Source organism: Tateyamaria sp. (assembly GCF_039940735.1).
Classification (GTDB): Bacteria; Pseudomonadota; Alphaproteobacteria; order Rhodobacterales; family Rhodobacteraceae; genus Tateyamaria.
The window spans coordinates 175,965-189,739 of sequence record NZ_JBDVGB010000036.1 but is presented as its reverse complement, the minus strand read 5'-3'; the positions used below and the strand labels follow the sequence as shown (position 1 = coordinate 189,739).

The following is a 13,775-nucleotide window of genomic DNA, read 5'->3' as shown; positions in this document are numbered from 1 at the left end:
GGCATCGATTCCATGCCAGAGACCGCTGACAATGTGGCCGAAGACTGGCAGGTGGGCCGCGCCGATCAAGACGCCTTTGCTGCGCGATCTCAAGCACGCTGGGCCGCAGCCCATGCGGCAAATGCCTTTGCTGACGAAATTGCCGCCGTGACAATTCCACAACGTAAAGGTGACGCAATCGTCGTGGACGCCGACGAACACCCACGCCCCGGCACTGGCGTTCAAGCGCTCGCCAAACTGCGCGGCATCAACGGCGCCGACAAGACGGTGACGGCTGGAAATGCTTCAGGTGTGAATGACGGAGCGGCGGCCTTGCTGATTGCCTCGGACGCAGCAGCGGTCAAACACTCCCTTACCCCAATGGCCCGGATTGTTGCGATGAACGCGGCAGGGGTTGCGCCGCGCGTGATGGGCATCGGTCCTGTACCGGCCTGCAAAAAAGTACTGGCGCGTGCAGGTCTGACCATCGACCAAATGGACGTGATCGAATTGAACGAAGCCTTCGCCGCACAGGGTCTTGCCACTTTGCGCGACCTTGGCGTGGCTGACGACGACCCACGCGTGAACGCCCAAGGCGGCGCAATTGCGTTGGGCCACCCGTTAGGCATGTCCGGCGCGCGGCTTGTGATGACCGCCGCTTACCAATTGCAACGGACCTCTGGCCGTTACGCCCTTTGCACAATGTGTGTGGGTGTTGGGCAAGGGGTCGCCTTGATACTTGAAAGGGTCTGAATATGTACGCGCAGATGATCAAATCCGAAGCGACCAAGGACGACCCCGAAAAGTTATCGGCCTTTCAAGAACGTATCGACGCAGGCGACAAGATCGAGCCCAAAGATTGGATGCCCGAAGGCTATCGCAAGACCCTAATCAGACAAATTGGCCAACACGCACACAGTGAAATTGTGGGCCAACTGCCCGAAGGCAACTGGATTACTCGCGCGCCATCATTGGAACGCAAGGCGATCTTGCTAGCCAAAGTGCAAGATGAGGCTGGGCATGGTCTGTACCTTTACTGCGCCGCCGAAACGCTGGGGATCAGCCGCGACGAGATGACCGAAATGCTGCTGGATGGTCGAATGAAGTATTCATCGATCTTTGCATATCCCACGCTGACATGGGCCGATATGGGGGCTGTCGGCTGGCTTGTTGATGGTGCTGCCATCATGAACCAAGTGCCCTTGCAGCGTACAAGCTTTGGCCCCTATGCGCGTGCAATGGTGCGTATCTGCAAAGAGGAATCGTTCCACCAACGCCAAGGCTTTGACATCATGATGAAGATGGCAAACGGCACCGAAGCGCAGAAAAGAATGGCCCAGGATGCCCTTAATAGGCTGTGGTATCCGTCGCTGATGATGTTCGGTCCTTCGGATGCGGACAGCGTGCATTCTGAACAATCCATGCGATGGAAAATCAAAATGAATGGCAACGATGAGCTGCGTCAAAAGTTCGTCGACGCGACCGTACCGCAAGCTGAATACCTTGGGCTCACAATCCCTGACCCGGATTTGGAATGGAACGAAGCCAAAGGCGGATACGATTTCACTGGCCCCGATTGGTCCGAATTTTTTGACGTCTTGAAAGGCAATGGCCCTTGCAGCGTCGAACGCATCGAGGCGCGTCAAAAAGCATGGAATGATGGCGCATGGGTGCGCGAAGCGCGTTTGGCGCATGCGGCCAAAAAACACGCAGCAAAGGTGGCAGCAGAATGAAACTGGCTCAACTCAATGTCGGCTATGCACGCTATTCCACAGATGATCCGCGCATGGCCGAATTCATGAACAACCTTGACCGCATGAACGCGCTGGCAGAACGCAGCCCCGGTTTTGTGTGGCGCATGAAATCGGACTCGGGCAATGCCACTGATATCGCGGTTCCTGGTGATGCCGAGATGATCTCGAATCTGTCCGTCTGGGACGACGTCGCCAGCCTTGGACACTATGTGTTCAACACTCTTCATGCTCGGTTTTACGAAAAAGGCACCAACTGGTTCAAACCGATGAAGACCCCCCATTTTGTTATGTGGCCCGTCGCGGATAATCACATCCCCAACTTGGAAGAAGCGATGGACCGACTTCATCATCTGCATAAACATGGTGCATCCGATCATGCGTTTGGCTGGGATGCGGTCGACACAAGTGCGTGGCGTCGTTGCGCCATGGCAGCGGGGTAGTGCAGTGAAACAAGAATGGCCCCTTTGGGAAGTTTTCATTCGCGGCCAACACGGCCTTAGCCACCGCCATGTTGGCTCGCTTCATGCCAGTGATGCCGAACACGCAATCCAAAACGCCCGCGACGTCTATACCCGCCGCAAAGAAGGCGTCAGCATTTGGGTTGTGCCCGCCGCACAAATCACCGCTTCGTCCCCGGACGAAAAAGGCGCGCTTTATGATCCGGCCGATGACAAAGTGTACCGCCACCCGTCGTTCTTTGACATCCCAGACGACGTAGGTGCGATGTGACCGTGCCCGGCCTCATCCGACTGGGCGACAACGCGCTTGTGCTGGGCCAACGGCTGTCTGAATGGTGCGGCCACGCGCCAGCATTGGAAGAAGACATTGCCCTTGCCAATATTGCGCTAGACCTAATCGGGCAGACGCAGCTGTGGCTTGGCCTTGCCGTTGAACGAGAAGGGAAAGGGCGTACGGCAGATACCCTCGCCTATCATCGCGACGCTTGGGATTTTCGTAATCTGTTGTTGGTCGAACAACCAAACCGCGATTTTGGCGTCACGATGATGCGTCAATTCCTGTTTGATGCTTGGCATTTTGAGACGTTGACCATGCTGTGCGAACACGTTGACGCCGATATCAATGCCATCGCGCAAAAATCACTGAAAGAAGTCACCTATCACCGCGAGCGGTCCACCGACACAGTGATCGCATTGGGTGATGGAACCGAGGAAAGCCATAAACGGATGCAATCCGCCTTGGATCGTCTTTGGCCCTATGTGGGCGAGATGTTCACGACCGATGCAGACGACTTAACCGACATGACAAAACTGCGCCCTGCGTTCGATGCATATTTGACTGCAACGCTCGTTGAATCGACCCTAACAAAGCCAGAATCTGAATTTGCACACCAAGGCGGCAAAACTGGAACGCGACATTCCGAGCACTTGGGCCATATGCTTGCCACCATGCAGGTGTTGCCGCGCAGCTATCCGGATGCGACGTGGTGATGGCCCCCGCCTCTGTAGCTGAGGTCTGGTCTTGGCTCGCCGATGTCCCTGACCCTGAAATCCCAGTGATCTCATTGGTTGATCTTGGCATCATCCGTGACGTCGCATGGCGGGATGAAACGCTAGAGATTACTGTGACCCCAACCTATTCTGGCTGCCCGGCCACCTCGGTTATAAACTTCGAAATCGAGGCAGCGTTGCGCGGGCACGGTATCAAAAATCTTTCTCTAAAAAGACAAATTGCACCGCCATGGACCACTGATTGGTTGTCCGATCAAGGCCGCGTCAAGCTAGAGGCATATGGCATTGCACCACCCCAAGCCGCAGGCGGCCCACAGCATTGCCCGCGCTGCAAATCTCAGTCCGTAGAACGGATCAGTCAATTCGGCTCGACCCCCTGCAAGGCGCAATGGCGTTGCTTGGACTGCCTGGAACCCTTTGATTACTTCAAGTGCATATGACCCAATTTCACCCCCTTACCGTCACCGATACCCACCGCACGATCCGCGACGCTGTTGTGTTGACACTAGCGCCGCAAAACCCAGAGCTGTTTCAATTCGCGCCCGGCCAGTACCTGACCTTCAAACAGGATTTCGACGGGACTGAATTGCGGCGCAATTATTCAATCTGCGCAGGTCTTGATGACGGGCTGCTGCAAGTCGGGATTAAACGGGTCGACGGCGGTGCTTTTTCTACTTTCGCCAATACTGACCTTAAGATCGGGGATGTCGTTTATGCTATGCCGCCCATGGGCAAATTCGGCACAAAATTAGAACCTAAAGCGGCAAAAACCTATCTTGGGTTTGCGGGCGGTTCTGGCATCACGCCTATCTTGTCAATTCTGAAGACCATTTTGGCGCGTGAACCCGACAGCACTTTTACCCTGATCTATGCCAACCGCGCCGTACATACGATCATGTTTCGCGAGGAACTCGAAGACCTCAAGAACCGCTATATGCAACGGTTCACCTTGATCCATGTGTTGGAAACCGGGCAAGATATCGATCTATTTTCTGGCCGTGTGGACAGTGAAAAGTGCGACGCTCTTTTCAAATCGTGGATCAACATCGCCGCTGTTGATACGGCCCTTATTTGTGGGCCTGAACCGATGATGTTATCCATTTCTGCTGTGTTAGAAACACATGGCCTATCTAAAGATCAGATTAAATTCGAACTTTTCGGCGCGGGGCAGCAAGGACGTCTTGCGAAGCAAACACTTATAGATGCGACCAAAGGCAATGCCGAAACTCAGGTGCAGATATCCATAGACGGCACCTCGCATCAGCTTGAAATGACGCGCGACACCTCGGTTCTAGAAGCCGCTTTAAATGCCAAACTTGATCCTCCCTTTGCCTGTCGGGCAGGCGTGTGCAGCACGTGCAAGGCCAAAGTGACGGAAGGCGAATATCAAATGCTCTCCAACCACGCACTTGAAGATTACGAGGTCGAGGCAGGGTTCGTGCTGACCTGTCAGTGTTATCCGCTTAGCGACACGCTCTCCATCGATTACGATCAACATTAGGGGTCGCAAATGCGTCTTGTTCACAGTTTCGCTGCCGGTCAATGGATCGCCCCCGGCCCCGGCGCACGCGCCATTGAAAGCGCCATAACTGGCGAGGTGATCGCACAAGCCGGGAATGATGCGCTGGATGTGCAGGCCATGCGTGCCTTTGCACGTGACCGGGGCACCGTTGCCCTTCAGGCTATGACGTTCCACGATCGCGCCCGTATGCTCAAGGCACTGGCCTTGTACTTATGGGAACATCGCCAAGTACTTTATGATCTCAGCTTTGATACTGGCGCCACCCAATCCGACCATCTGATCGATATCGATGGCGGCATCGGCACGATGCTGGTTTTTGCGTCGAAGGGGCGTCGCGAGATGCCGGACAGCCGCATCTATATAGACGGACCACCAGAGCAACTTAGCCGAACAGGACAGTTTCAAGGGCAGCACATCTGCACGCCATTGCAAGGGGTCGCGCTGCACATAAACGCATTCAATTTCCCTGTTTGGGGCATGCTGGAAAAGCTTGCGCCGACCCTTCTTGCGGGCATGCCTGCGATCATCAAACCGGCCACGGCGACCTCATATGTGACCGAGGCTTGTGTGCGGTTGATGCTGGACAGCGGGTTGTTGCCTGATGGGGCGCTGCAATTGATTGCCGGGGGGACGGGTGACTTACTGGACCACCTCGATTGTCAGGATGTGGTGACATTCACTGGTTCTGCTCAGACGGCGAAACAACTGCGAGCCACGCCCAACGTGCTGAACAGCGCAGTGCGCTTTACGGCAGAGCAGGACAGTTTGAACGCGTCAGTTTTGGGCCCTGATGCAGTTCAAGGAACGCCCGAATTTGACCTGTTTGTCACTGAAGCTTTGCGTGAAATGACCGCCAAAGCGGGACAAAAATGTACGGCCATTCGGCGTATTCTAACCCCCTCCACCCAAGTCGACGCATTGATCACTGCATTGCGCGCAGGGTTATCCAAGGTCATCGTCGGCAATCCACGCGAGACAGGCACAGATATGGGCCCGCTTGTGTCCAGCAGTCAAAAAATGGACGTTTTGCAAAAGGCAGCGCAAATCGGAACGGAGGCCGAGCGCGTCTTTGGTGACCCCGAGACCTTTTCCATGGCGGACGACCAAGGCGCCTTTTTGCCCCCGATGCTGTTTCACTGCGCAAACCCGGATGCAGCCCACGCCGTGCATGATGTCGAAGCTTTCGGCCCGGTGTCCACCGTCATGCCGTACAACGACATGGACCACGCCGCGGCATTGTTGAACCGGGGCAAGGGATCACTCGTTGCCTCGGTCATCACTCGTGATGGCGACGTGGCCCGCGCCCTTGCTATGGCTTCGGCCCCATTCCACGGACGGCTTTACTTTAACAACCGCGATTCAATGGCCGAAGCAACGGGCCATGGTGCCCCACTTCCACATATGGTCCACGGTGGACCGGGCCGGGCGGGCGGCGGCGAAGAGCTTGGTGGCGTGCGTGCGGCGCTTCACTATATGCAACGCACTGCGGTGCAAGGCAGCCCCGACATCCTGTCAGCGATCACAGGCAAATGGACACCCGGCGCAACCGAACACGTGGACAAACCCCATCCATTCACCCGACCTTTCGACGACCTAACCATCGGAGACACGCTGCACACCCCATCACGTACTGTTACGTTGGATGACATCGAAACCTTCGCCAATTTCACCGGTGACACTTTTTATGCCCACATGGATCATGCCGCAGCAGCCGCCAACCCGTTCTTTCCTGGTCGCGTCGCACATGGTTACTTGTTACTTAGCTTTGCGGCGGGGCTGTTTGTGCAACCCGACCCCGGGCCAGTTTTAGCCAACACCGGCCTTGATAATTTGCGTTTTATGAAACCTGTCGAACCGGGTGACAGCATCAAGGTCCGCTTGACGGTTAAGGCAAAGACCCCACGCAATGACGATTATGGCGAAGTGCGCTGGCACGTAGCGTTAACAAACCAGAATGACGAGGCAGTCGCCGAATACGAGCTACTGACGATGAATGAATACTGACACCCACACCGAAGCTATTAAGACGCTTAGCGCATTAGGATCGTTGCGAGTTTGGTCCCTATTAGTGACCGTTTTTGGTGATCTTGCGCCTGATTGCCCGCTCCAAGGGCCCACCCTTTCCGCCATCATGGAACGCATCGGAATCAAACCCGAAGCGACCCGTGTCGCCTTGCATCGACTACGCAGTGATGACTGGATTGCGTCTGAAAAAACCGGGCGCACTAGCCTGCATCGCCTTACCGAAAAGGGGCAACGCGACAGTCAAGCTGCGCACCTGCGCATCTATGGGACCCCAGTGCAAATGGGACAAGGGGCCGAGGTGTTCGTCATCCGTGATACAGACACGATCCCGAAAAACACCATCTATGCGCAAATTTCGGCCCGAACATTCATAACGGCAACGGGAACACCCCTACCCGAAGGAGCCATGCGCCTCGCTGCCACCGATTTTCCGCAATGGCTTGGCCCGCAAATCGAACCGCCTGCGCTGCTGGATGCCTATGCAGATCTTAATGCAGCGCTAAGCGATATCCTTGCGACGCTGCCCGAAGTCACGGCCTTGTCCCCGCTGGATGTTGCTGTTGTCCGCGTGATGATTGTGCATGCATGGCGTCGGTTGGCGTTGCGGCATCCCGACCTGCCTCGCAACGCGCATTCTGCAAAGTGGCGCGGTCATGACTGTCGCGTGCTAGTTTCACAACTTCTCGGCAAATACCCGCGCCCGGCCTTGGATCAAGTGAACGCGGCTTAAACCACGCTTTCCCAAATGCTTGGCACGCGTTATAGCGAGAATATGACAAACCACCTGCATATCTCTGACTTGCCCGATGATGTTGATCTTGGACCCGTCGTTGCCATCGACTGTGAAACAATGGGGCTGCACCCACACCGAGATCGGTTGTGCGTCGTGCAGCTGTCCGCTGGGAATGGTGACGCACATGTCGTTCAGATCAAACAGGGGCAGACCAAGGCGCCGAACTTGTGCAAGGTTTTGGTCGATCCGAACGTGCTTAAACTGTTTCACTTTGGCCGCTTCGACATTGCAGCGATGCAAAATGCATTTGGAGCCGTCACCGCACCCGTTTATTGCACCAAAATCGCCAGCCGCCTTGTGCGGACCTACACAGACCGGCATGGGTTGAAAAACCTACTGCAAGAAATGCTTGGGGTGGATATTTCAAAGCAACAGCAATCCAGCGATTGGGGCGCCGATACGCTGACCAAAGCCCAAGTAGAATATGCGGCCTCCGACGTGCTGTACCTGCATCGCCTGCGCGATGTACTAAATGAACGGCTGATCCGCGAAGGCCGGATGGAAATTGCACAAGCCTGTTTCGATTTCCTGCCAATGCGCGCAAATTTAGATCTGGTGGGCTGGCCAGACACTGACATATTTGCCCACGCATGAACGGAAAAACTCCCTTTATCGACACTGCACGTGACGTGATCCGGGCCGAAGCCGACGCGTTGACAGCGCTTGCCGGCGGCCTTGATGGCAACTTTCGCGTGGCCATCGATTTGCTGTTGAACGCCAAGGGGCGCGTGATCGTAACCGGGATCGGAAAATCTGGCCATATCGCGCGCAAGATCGCCGCGACCTTTGCAAGCACGGGCACCCCAGCGCACTTTGTCCACCCAGCCGAAGCAAGCCACGGCGACTTAGGCATGGTGACGCGGGCAGATCTGGTGTTGGCCATTTCGAATTCCGGCGAAGCGCCAGAATTGGCGAACATGATCGCCTTTTCACGCCGCTTTGACATACCACTGATCGGCATAACCAAAGCCCCGAACAGCGCTTTGGGCAGCCAATGCGACGTGGTTCTGCGCCTTCCTGATTTGGGCGAAGCCTGCGGCACAGGCGTCGTACCCACCAGTTCTACCACCATGACGCTGGCCTTGGGCGATGCGCTGGCTGTCGCGCTGATGAAGCATCGCTCTTTCACGGCAGAACACTTCCGCGACTTCCATCCCGGTGGCAAGCTCGGTGCGGTCCTGACGAAGGTGACCGACCTGATGCACATTGGTGACGCCCTGCCATTGGTGAGTGCTGACACCGTGATGCAAGAAGCGCTGATTGAAATCAGCAAAAAGGGCTTTGGTGTCGTTGGGGTGACCGATGCGAACGACGCCCTGATTGGGATCATCACCGATGGTGATCTGCGGCGACACATGAGCAATCGCTTCCTTGACTTGAAAGCACGCGATGTCATGACCACATCTCCTCGTACAATCGTTCCCGATATTTTGGCCCAAGAAGCGGTCGGTATTATGAACGGACAAGATGGCGGGCGCTCGGTCACATGCCTGTTCGTTACGCAACCCGGCACAACCAAACCGCTGGGGTTGATTCACATCCACGACTGCTTGCGGGTCGGGCTGGACTAGGAATATTGGCATGGACGGTTATTCACGACTGGTCGCATGGCTAAAGGTGCTGCTTCCGTTGATGGCGCTTTTGCTGCTCTCGACGCTGTTCATCTTGTCACGCAATGTCGACCCGGTCGCAACTTTGCCGTTCGCAGACACCGAAATCGTCGAACGGTTGCAAGGGCAGCAGGTGACGGGCCCCGTATTTTCCGGTGCCACGGATGGTGGTGACATGATCATGGTCTCTGCCAGTCGCATGTCGACGCGCGGAGGTTCGAAAAACAACGCCGAGGACTTTTCGGCGCAAATCGACCTTAAATCGGGCGCCCAAATTCTCTTGTCTTCAGATGAAGGTCAGTTCGATCTTACAAGCAACGTCTCTCAATTGGTGGGGAACGTGGTTATAACCACCTCGACTGGATACAAAGTGACAAGTGACGCCCTCGAGGCTGATTTCGACGAATTGGCGCTGCAATCGCCCGGACCCGTGATGGGAACCGGCCCCATTGGAACACTGAATGCAGGAATGCTGCACCTACGACGCGGTACAGGCGACACAAACACCCATTTGATTTTCACAAATGGTGTGAAGCTGGTATACACGCCTCAAAATACAGAAAGAGAATGATCCATTGACCTTCCTCCGTGCTGTCGCCTGCATCGCCCTGCTGGGCTTTTCGACCCCTGTTCTTGCCCAAGGCACTCAAGTTGCCTTTGGTGCGATTCAACAAGACACGTCAGCTCCGATCGAAGTGAGCGCGGACGAATTGAACGTCGATCAAAAAACTGGCGCGGCGACATTCACCGGAAATGTTGTGATCGGACAGGGTGCAATGCGATTGTCCGCGGCGCGAGTTCTGGTCATCTATCGCGAGGACGAAGCGGGCATCCAAAGTTTGGAAGCAACAGGCGGCGTTACTCTTGCTTCGGGCGATGACGCAGCCGAAGCACAGCGCGCGGATTATGACATCGACAGTGGCGTGATCGTCATGACGGGCGACGTGCTAATGGCACAGGGGCGAAGCGCGCTCAGCGCTGATCGGATGTCTGTCAATCTAGATGATGGCACAGCGCGGATGCAGGGACGGGTCAAAACGATCCTTCAAACTGGAAATAACTAATGGCCAAACCCGACCTGAAGGTGGCTGGAGGCGGTTCTGGCCTTAAGATCTCGCATTTGCGCAAGTCTTATCGCAAGAAATTGGTAATTCGCGACTTTTCGATGGAATTGAACAGGGGCGAAGTCGTCGCGCTGCTGGGGCCTAATGGGTCGGGCAAAACGACAACTTTCTATGCCGTCGCCGGACTGGTCACGCCCGAAGGTGGCACTGTCATGCTTGATGGTACGGACGTGACGGCATTACCGATGTATCGCCGTGCGCAAATGGGCATCGGTTATCTGCCACAAGAAATGAGCATCTTTCGCGGGATGAGCGTTCAGGACAATATCCTCGCAATCCTCGAAGTGGTTGAAGCAGATGGACGCAAACGCCGTGAACGGCTCGAAGAACTGCTAAGCGAGTTTTCTATCGAACACATGCGACGTGCGCCCGCACTTGCATTGTCTGGTGGGGAACGTCGCCGGGTGGAAATCGCACGTTCATTGGCTGCAAACCCGAAATACTTACTTTTGGATGAACCATTTGCCGGCGTCGATCCAATCTCAGTTGGGGATATCCGCAACCTTGTGGCGGACCTTAAAAAACGTGGCATTGGGGTGTTGATCACTGATCACAACGTCCGCGAAACGCTGGAAATCGTGGATCGCGCGTATATTTTGCATGACGGTCAGGTGTTGATGTCGGGCACGCCGCAAGATGTGGTGCAAAACGAAAACGTGCGTCGCGTTTACCTAGGCGATAATTTTCGCATCCAATAACGTTCCTTATTATCCACGATTGCGCTTTTGATTGACAGTGCGCCATTTTCTGCGTGCAATGGGGTTATGGCTCTGATGCTTTCTTTGACCTCTACTCGGCCCTCTGCGCCTCCGCAGGGTGCTCAAGGTCAGGGGATGACAGAGCCTAATTCGTTGAAATGAAACATACGTCTGGCCGCATCTGCGGTCTGCGTTTTCATATCGCGAACTCAATTGAAGGAGTAAATATGCAGTATCAAATCAGTGGCAAACACATCGACGTCGGCGACGCGTTGCAAACACATGTGCGCAACGATCTTGGAGCCGTGGTGCAAAAATACGCCGAACGACCGACAAGCGCGCAAGTGATATTTTCCAAGTCTGCGCATGAATTTGTTTGCGAAGCGACCGTGCACTTATCTACTGGGCTGACAGCTTCGGCCAAGGCGCATGCCACTGAAATATATGCAGCTTTTGATTCTTGTTCTGACAAAATGGAAAAGCAATTACGGCGTTATAAACGCCGCCTGAAGGATCACCACAAGGACCGATCACAACCGGTTGAACTCTCTGGCGCGTCCTCGTATATCCTCGCCTCTGACTCGGATGTCGATGCGTCCGAACCGGAAAGTCTGCAACCGATCATCGTGGCCGAGATGGAAACCAACATTCCATCCCTGTCGGTCGGCGAAGCAGTCATGCAGATGGAATTGGCGGGCGCACCAGTGCTGGTGTTTCGCAACGAAGGTAAACAAGGTCTGAATGTCGTGTACCGCCGCGAAGACGGCAATATCGGCTGGATTGACCCGTAAGGAACAGCGCCGACATGGACGCTGACGGTGCAAATACGATGGACTTTGGTACCCTTTTGAAACCTGAAGCAGTCAAGGTCGTGACTTCGGTCACGTCCAAGAAACGGCTGTTTCAGGAAATTGGCGACCTAATGCACAGCGCCCACGATTTGAATGCAGGTCTAGTGGTCGAGGCGCTGATGGCGCGCGAAGCCCTTGGACCAACGGGTGTGGGCCACGGCGTGGCCCTACCCCATGCGCGCTTGGACAACATCGACAGTGTTGTTGGCATGTTTATTCTGCTCGACAAACCAATTGATTTTGATGCGGTGGATCGTCAGCCGGTTGATATCGCTTTTGCACTCTTTGCCCCAGAAGAAGCCGGTGTTGAGCATCTGAAGGCACTTGCCCTTGTGTCACGTACGCTGCGGGATCCGGCCGTTTGTGCAAAACTGCGTGCGAACCCTGATCCCTCGACGCTCTTTGCCATCCTAAATGAAGCGAAACCGGCCAAAGCAGCGTGAAAGCAAACGTTCTCCGACCTAGAAAACACTTGTTAGGAGACTGACGCGGCTTCCTTGCCTCTTTGATCACAATCGGATTACGCAGCGACCCAATCTTTGAAGCCGAACATGAGGTAATCGCGACCGTAGGCTGCACGCGACAGTGCTTCGATCTCGACGTCATAGATGTCTTTCAACCGATAACGCTCATCTCGTTCTTTTGGTGTCACGGCGGGTACACTTTCGATACCGAGCGATGTGGCGAGGGCATTCAATTCAACGTCCAGCGTTTCCTGTCGAATGAGGCGGTCCGGCAGAACGAATTCAGCAAAACCTTCGATCGTTTTTACCTGGCTAGCCCAATCAGGATCGACACGCACCGACGTTTGCCCCGCAAGGTTCACTTTCAAAAATCGCAAGAATTGAGTGAATGCATTCCGGTGATCCGATTTTGTGTACGCATCGCTATTGGGATCATCCGGCAAAGACACACCATACCGTTTGCTCAAGGTCGTGCGAATCCCCTGATATCCGCCCTGTTCTGTGTTAAGAATCCGGTGGCAGAACACAGAATGTGCCCGGTCTAGCGGATGCCGTAAGACACTGAAGCTACGGTGCCCAGGATTATCGCGCATCCAATCACGCAAACCGTTCTGAGACAGCTTTGACCCGGGCGTACCCCCTTGCGCGCCATCCAGCGCCTTGAGCCAAGACATGACCTCGTCTTGACCGCCGCCCCGCACCGGCAGATAGACCAATGGCGCACTACTACTGGCGAAATATGTCGGTACAGCGGCCCCACGCCGCGGCTCGAAATTCGGTGTTCGCGTTAAGTTGAAACGATCCAGCCCAGCCAAAGCTGTGGTCATTTGCCCGAAATTACTAACCTTATCAGACAGAGGGCTTGGGTTCTGGACCTTTAAGTTTTTGTCCAACTCTTCCAGCTGCGAATTGACGCCCAACCACTTCGCAAGGCCGTTCATAACATCAACGCTTTGCAGATCTTCGTAGGCGACATAAAACGCCGATTGGCCGCTCACCTGCATGCGATTCAGCAACATGACCTGAAACGATTGTAACGCATCCAGATGGCTTGCGAATTCCTCTGCGTCGAAATCTGCTTTTCCATCTTTACGAGCCTTGGCGTCAGTCAGTTTCCACTGCCCCGTCGCTGTCGCGATCTTCCAAGAGACGTAGCTTTCGACCGGATTACGTGTCAGCACAACTTTGGCGCATTTCGGGTCGTCCATAACCATATCAAAGACGCGCGGATCGTGGTCGTGAAAATAACGAAACCCACTCAGTTCAGGCGTTTTCTTGATGGCACGTAACAACTTTTTCGGATCAGCATCACGCGCATCCTGAGTCACGTCTAAAACCGAATCGACATTAGGAAAGCCGATGAAATGCGGGTTAAACGCCTCTCCGTGGCAGGCGAGACCATCAAACGCATTCAGGTTCGTTTCAAGAAAATTAGAACCGGTGCGCATTTCAGCAAACACCACAAAGTAATCAAATTGGGCCATGA

17 protein-coding genes are annotated in these 13,775 nt (G+C 54.9%); 16 read left to right on the top strand and 1 reads right to left on the bottom strand.

Annotated features, from left to right (window positions below):
- The 16 genes from ABJF76_RS07380 to ABJF76_RS07305 all read left to right on the top strand — a co-directional run.
- Nucleotides 1-732: acetyl-CoA C-acyltransferase (locus ABJF76_RS07380; RefSeq protein WP_413822546.1), on the top strand; the 732-nt coding region annotated here is incomplete at its 5' end.
- 2 nt (nt 733-734) lie between these two features.
- Nucleotides 735-1,712, top strand: a complete 978-nt coding sequence (gene paaA, locus ABJF76_RS07375) for a 1,2-phenylacetyl-CoA epoxidase subunit PaaA (protein ID WP_413818891.1) — start codon at nt 735-737, stop codon at nt 1,710-1,712.
- On the top strand, nt 1,709-2,173 hold the full coding sequence (locus tag ABJF76_RS07370; RefSeq protein ID WP_413818892.1) for a DUF3291 domain-containing protein: 465 nt from the start codon (nt 1,709-1,711) through the stop codon (nt 2,171-2,173). Before paaA ends, ABJF76_RS07370 begins: the two co-directional genes overlap by 4 nt.
- A 4-nt stretch (nt 2,174-2,177) precedes the next feature.
- Nucleotides 2,178-2,462, top strand: coding sequence for a 1,2-phenylacetyl-CoA epoxidase subunit PaaB (gene paaB / locus ABJF76_RS07365; protein ID WP_413818893.1), 285 nt, complete (start codon nt 2,178-2,180; stop codon nt 2,460-2,462).
- Nucleotides 2,459-3,181 (top strand): 1,2-phenylacetyl-CoA epoxidase subunit PaaC, encoded by a 723-nt coding sequence (gene paaC / locus ABJF76_RS07360; protein ID WP_413818894.1) that lies wholly within the window; start codon nt 2,459-2,461, stop codon nt 3,179-3,181. The genes paaB and paaC overlap by 4 nt, the downstream gene beginning before the upstream one ends.
- A complete protein-coding gene (gene paaD, locus ABJF76_RS07355) occupies nt 3,181-3,642 on the top strand; it encodes a 1,2-phenylacetyl-CoA epoxidase subunit PaaD (RefSeq protein WP_413819241.1) in 462 nt (153 codons plus the stop codon). Before paaC ends, paaD begins: the two co-directional genes overlap by 1 nt.
- Complete coding sequence (locus ABJF76_RS07350) at nt 3,639-4,703, top strand: 2Fe-2S iron-sulfur cluster-binding protein (RefSeq protein ID WP_413818895.1); 1,065 nt, start codon at nt 3,639-3,641, stop codon at nt 4,701-4,703. Before paaD ends, ABJF76_RS07350 begins: the two co-directional genes overlap by 4 nt.
- A 9-nt stretch (nt 4,704-4,712) precedes the next feature.
- Nucleotides 4,713-6,728 carry a phenylacetic acid degradation bifunctional protein PaaZ gene (paaZ, locus tag ABJF76_RS07345; RefSeq protein ID WP_413818896.1) on the top strand — a complete coding sequence of 672 codons (2,016 nt, stop codon included), beginning with the start codon at nt 4,713-4,715 and terminating at the stop codon, nt 6,726-6,728.
- A complete protein-coding gene (locus ABJF76_RS07340; protein WP_413818897.1) occupies nt 6,718-7,479 on the top strand; it encodes a PaaX family transcriptional regulator C-terminal domain-containing protein in 762 nt (253 codons plus the stop codon). Before paaZ ends, ABJF76_RS07340 begins: the two co-directional genes overlap by 11 nt.
- A 42-nt stretch (nt 7,480-7,521) precedes the next feature.
- Nucleotides 7,522-8,136, top strand: a complete 615-nt coding sequence (locus ABJF76_RS07335) for a ribonuclease D (protein ID WP_413818898.1) — start codon at nt 7,522-7,524, stop codon at nt 8,134-8,136.
- Nucleotides 8,133-9,113 carry a KpsF/GutQ family sugar-phosphate isomerase gene (locus ABJF76_RS07330; RefSeq protein WP_413818899.1) on the top strand — a complete coding sequence of 327 codons (981 nt, stop codon included), beginning with the start codon at nt 8,133-8,135 and terminating at the stop codon, nt 9,111-9,113. Before ABJF76_RS07335 ends, ABJF76_RS07330 begins: the two co-directional genes overlap by 4 nt.
- Before the next feature lie 10 nt (nt 9,114-9,123).
- Nucleotides 9,124-9,723 carry a hypothetical protein gene (locus tag ABJF76_RS07325; RefSeq protein WP_413818900.1) on the top strand — a complete coding sequence of 200 codons (600 nt, stop codon included), beginning with the start codon at nt 9,124-9,126 and terminating at the stop codon, nt 9,721-9,723.
- A gap of 4 nt (nt 9,724-9,727) precedes the next feature.
- Entirely contained in the window at nt 9,728-10,216 is a 489-nt protein-coding gene (gene lptA / locus ABJF76_RS07320; protein ID WP_413818901.1) for a lipopolysaccharide transport periplasmic protein LptA, read from the top strand.
- Nucleotides 10,216-10,974 (top strand): LPS export ABC transporter ATP-binding protein, encoded by a 759-nt coding sequence (lptB, locus tag ABJF76_RS07315; RefSeq protein WP_413818902.1) that lies wholly within the window; start codon nt 10,216-10,218, stop codon nt 10,972-10,974. Before lptA ends, lptB begins: the two co-directional genes overlap by 1 nt.
- A 227-nt stretch (nt 10,975-11,201) precedes the next feature.
- Nucleotides 11,202-11,765, top strand: a complete 564-nt coding sequence (hpf, locus tag ABJF76_RS07310; RefSeq protein ID WP_413818903.1) for a ribosome hibernation-promoting factor, HPF/YfiA family — start codon at nt 11,202-11,204, stop codon at nt 11,763-11,765.
- A 38-nt stretch (nt 11,766-11,803) separates the two neighbouring features.
- Nucleotides 11,804-12,268: a PTS sugar transporter subunit IIA gene (locus ABJF76_RS07305; protein ID WP_413819242.1), complete on the top strand. Its 465-nt coding sequence runs from the start codon at nt 11,804-11,806 to the stop codon at nt 12,266-12,268.
- A gap of 77 nt (nt 12,269-12,345) precedes the next feature.
- Here ABJF76_RS07305 and ABJF76_RS07300 read toward each other — a convergent pair whose 3' ends face one another.
- On the bottom strand, nt 12,346-13,773 hold the full coding sequence (locus ABJF76_RS07300; RefSeq protein WP_413818904.1) for a sulfotransferase family 2 domain-containing protein: 1,428 nt from the start codon (nt 13,771-13,773) through the stop codon (nt 12,346-12,348).
- Nucleotides 13,774-13,775 lie beyond the last annotated feature (2 nt).

Excerpts from the sequence above, each read along its gene's own strand:
- paaA (WP_413818891.1), top strand. The coding sequence starts at position 735 with ATGTACGCGCAGATGATCAAATCCGAAGCGACCAAGGACGACCCCGAA.
- ABJF76_RS07370 (WP_413818892.1), top strand. The coding sequence starts at position 1,709 with ATGAAACTGGCTCAACTCAATGTCGGCTATGCACGCTATTCCACAGAT.
- paaD (WP_413819241.1), top strand. The coding sequence starts at position 3,181 with ATGGCCCCCGCCTCTGTAGCTGAGGTCTGGTCTTGGCTCGCCGATGTC.
- ABJF76_RS07350 (WP_413818895.1), top strand. The coding sequence starts at position 3,639 with ATGACCCAATTTCACCCCCTTACCGTCACCGATACCCACCGCACGATC.
- paaZ (WP_413818896.1), top strand. The coding sequence starts at position 4,713 with ATGCGTCTTGTTCACAGTTTCGCTGCCGGTCAATGGATCGCCCCCGGC.
- ABJF76_RS07340 (WP_413818897.1), top strand. The coding sequence starts at position 6,718 with ATGAATACTGACACCCACACCGAAGCTATTAAGACGCTTAGCGCATTA.
- ABJF76_RS07335 (WP_413818898.1), top strand. The coding sequence starts at position 7,522 with ATGACAAACCACCTGCATATCTCTGACTTGCCCGATGATGTTGATCTT.
- ABJF76_RS07330 (WP_413818899.1), top strand. The coding sequence starts at position 8,133 with ATGAACGGAAAAACTCCCTTTATCGACACTGCACGTGACGTGATCCGG.
- ABJF76_RS07325 (WP_413818900.1), top strand. The coding sequence starts at position 9,124 with ATGGACGGTTATTCACGACTGGTCGCATGGCTAAAGGTGCTGCTTCCG.
- lptB (WP_413818902.1), top strand. The coding sequence starts at position 10,216 with ATGGCCAAACCCGACCTGAAGGTGGCTGGAGGCGGTTCTGGCCTTAAG.
- hpf (WP_413818903.1), top strand. The coding sequence starts at position 11,202 with ATGCAGTATCAAATCAGTGGCAAACACATCGACGTCGGCGACGCGTTG.
- ABJF76_RS07305 (WP_413819242.1), top strand. The coding sequence starts at position 11,804 with ATGGACTTTGGTACCCTTTTGAAACCTGAAGCAGTCAAGGTCGTGACT.
- ABJF76_RS07300 (WP_413818904.1), bottom strand. The coding sequence starts at position 13,773 with ATGGCCCAATTTGATTACTTTGTGGTGTTTGCTGAAATGCGCACCGGT.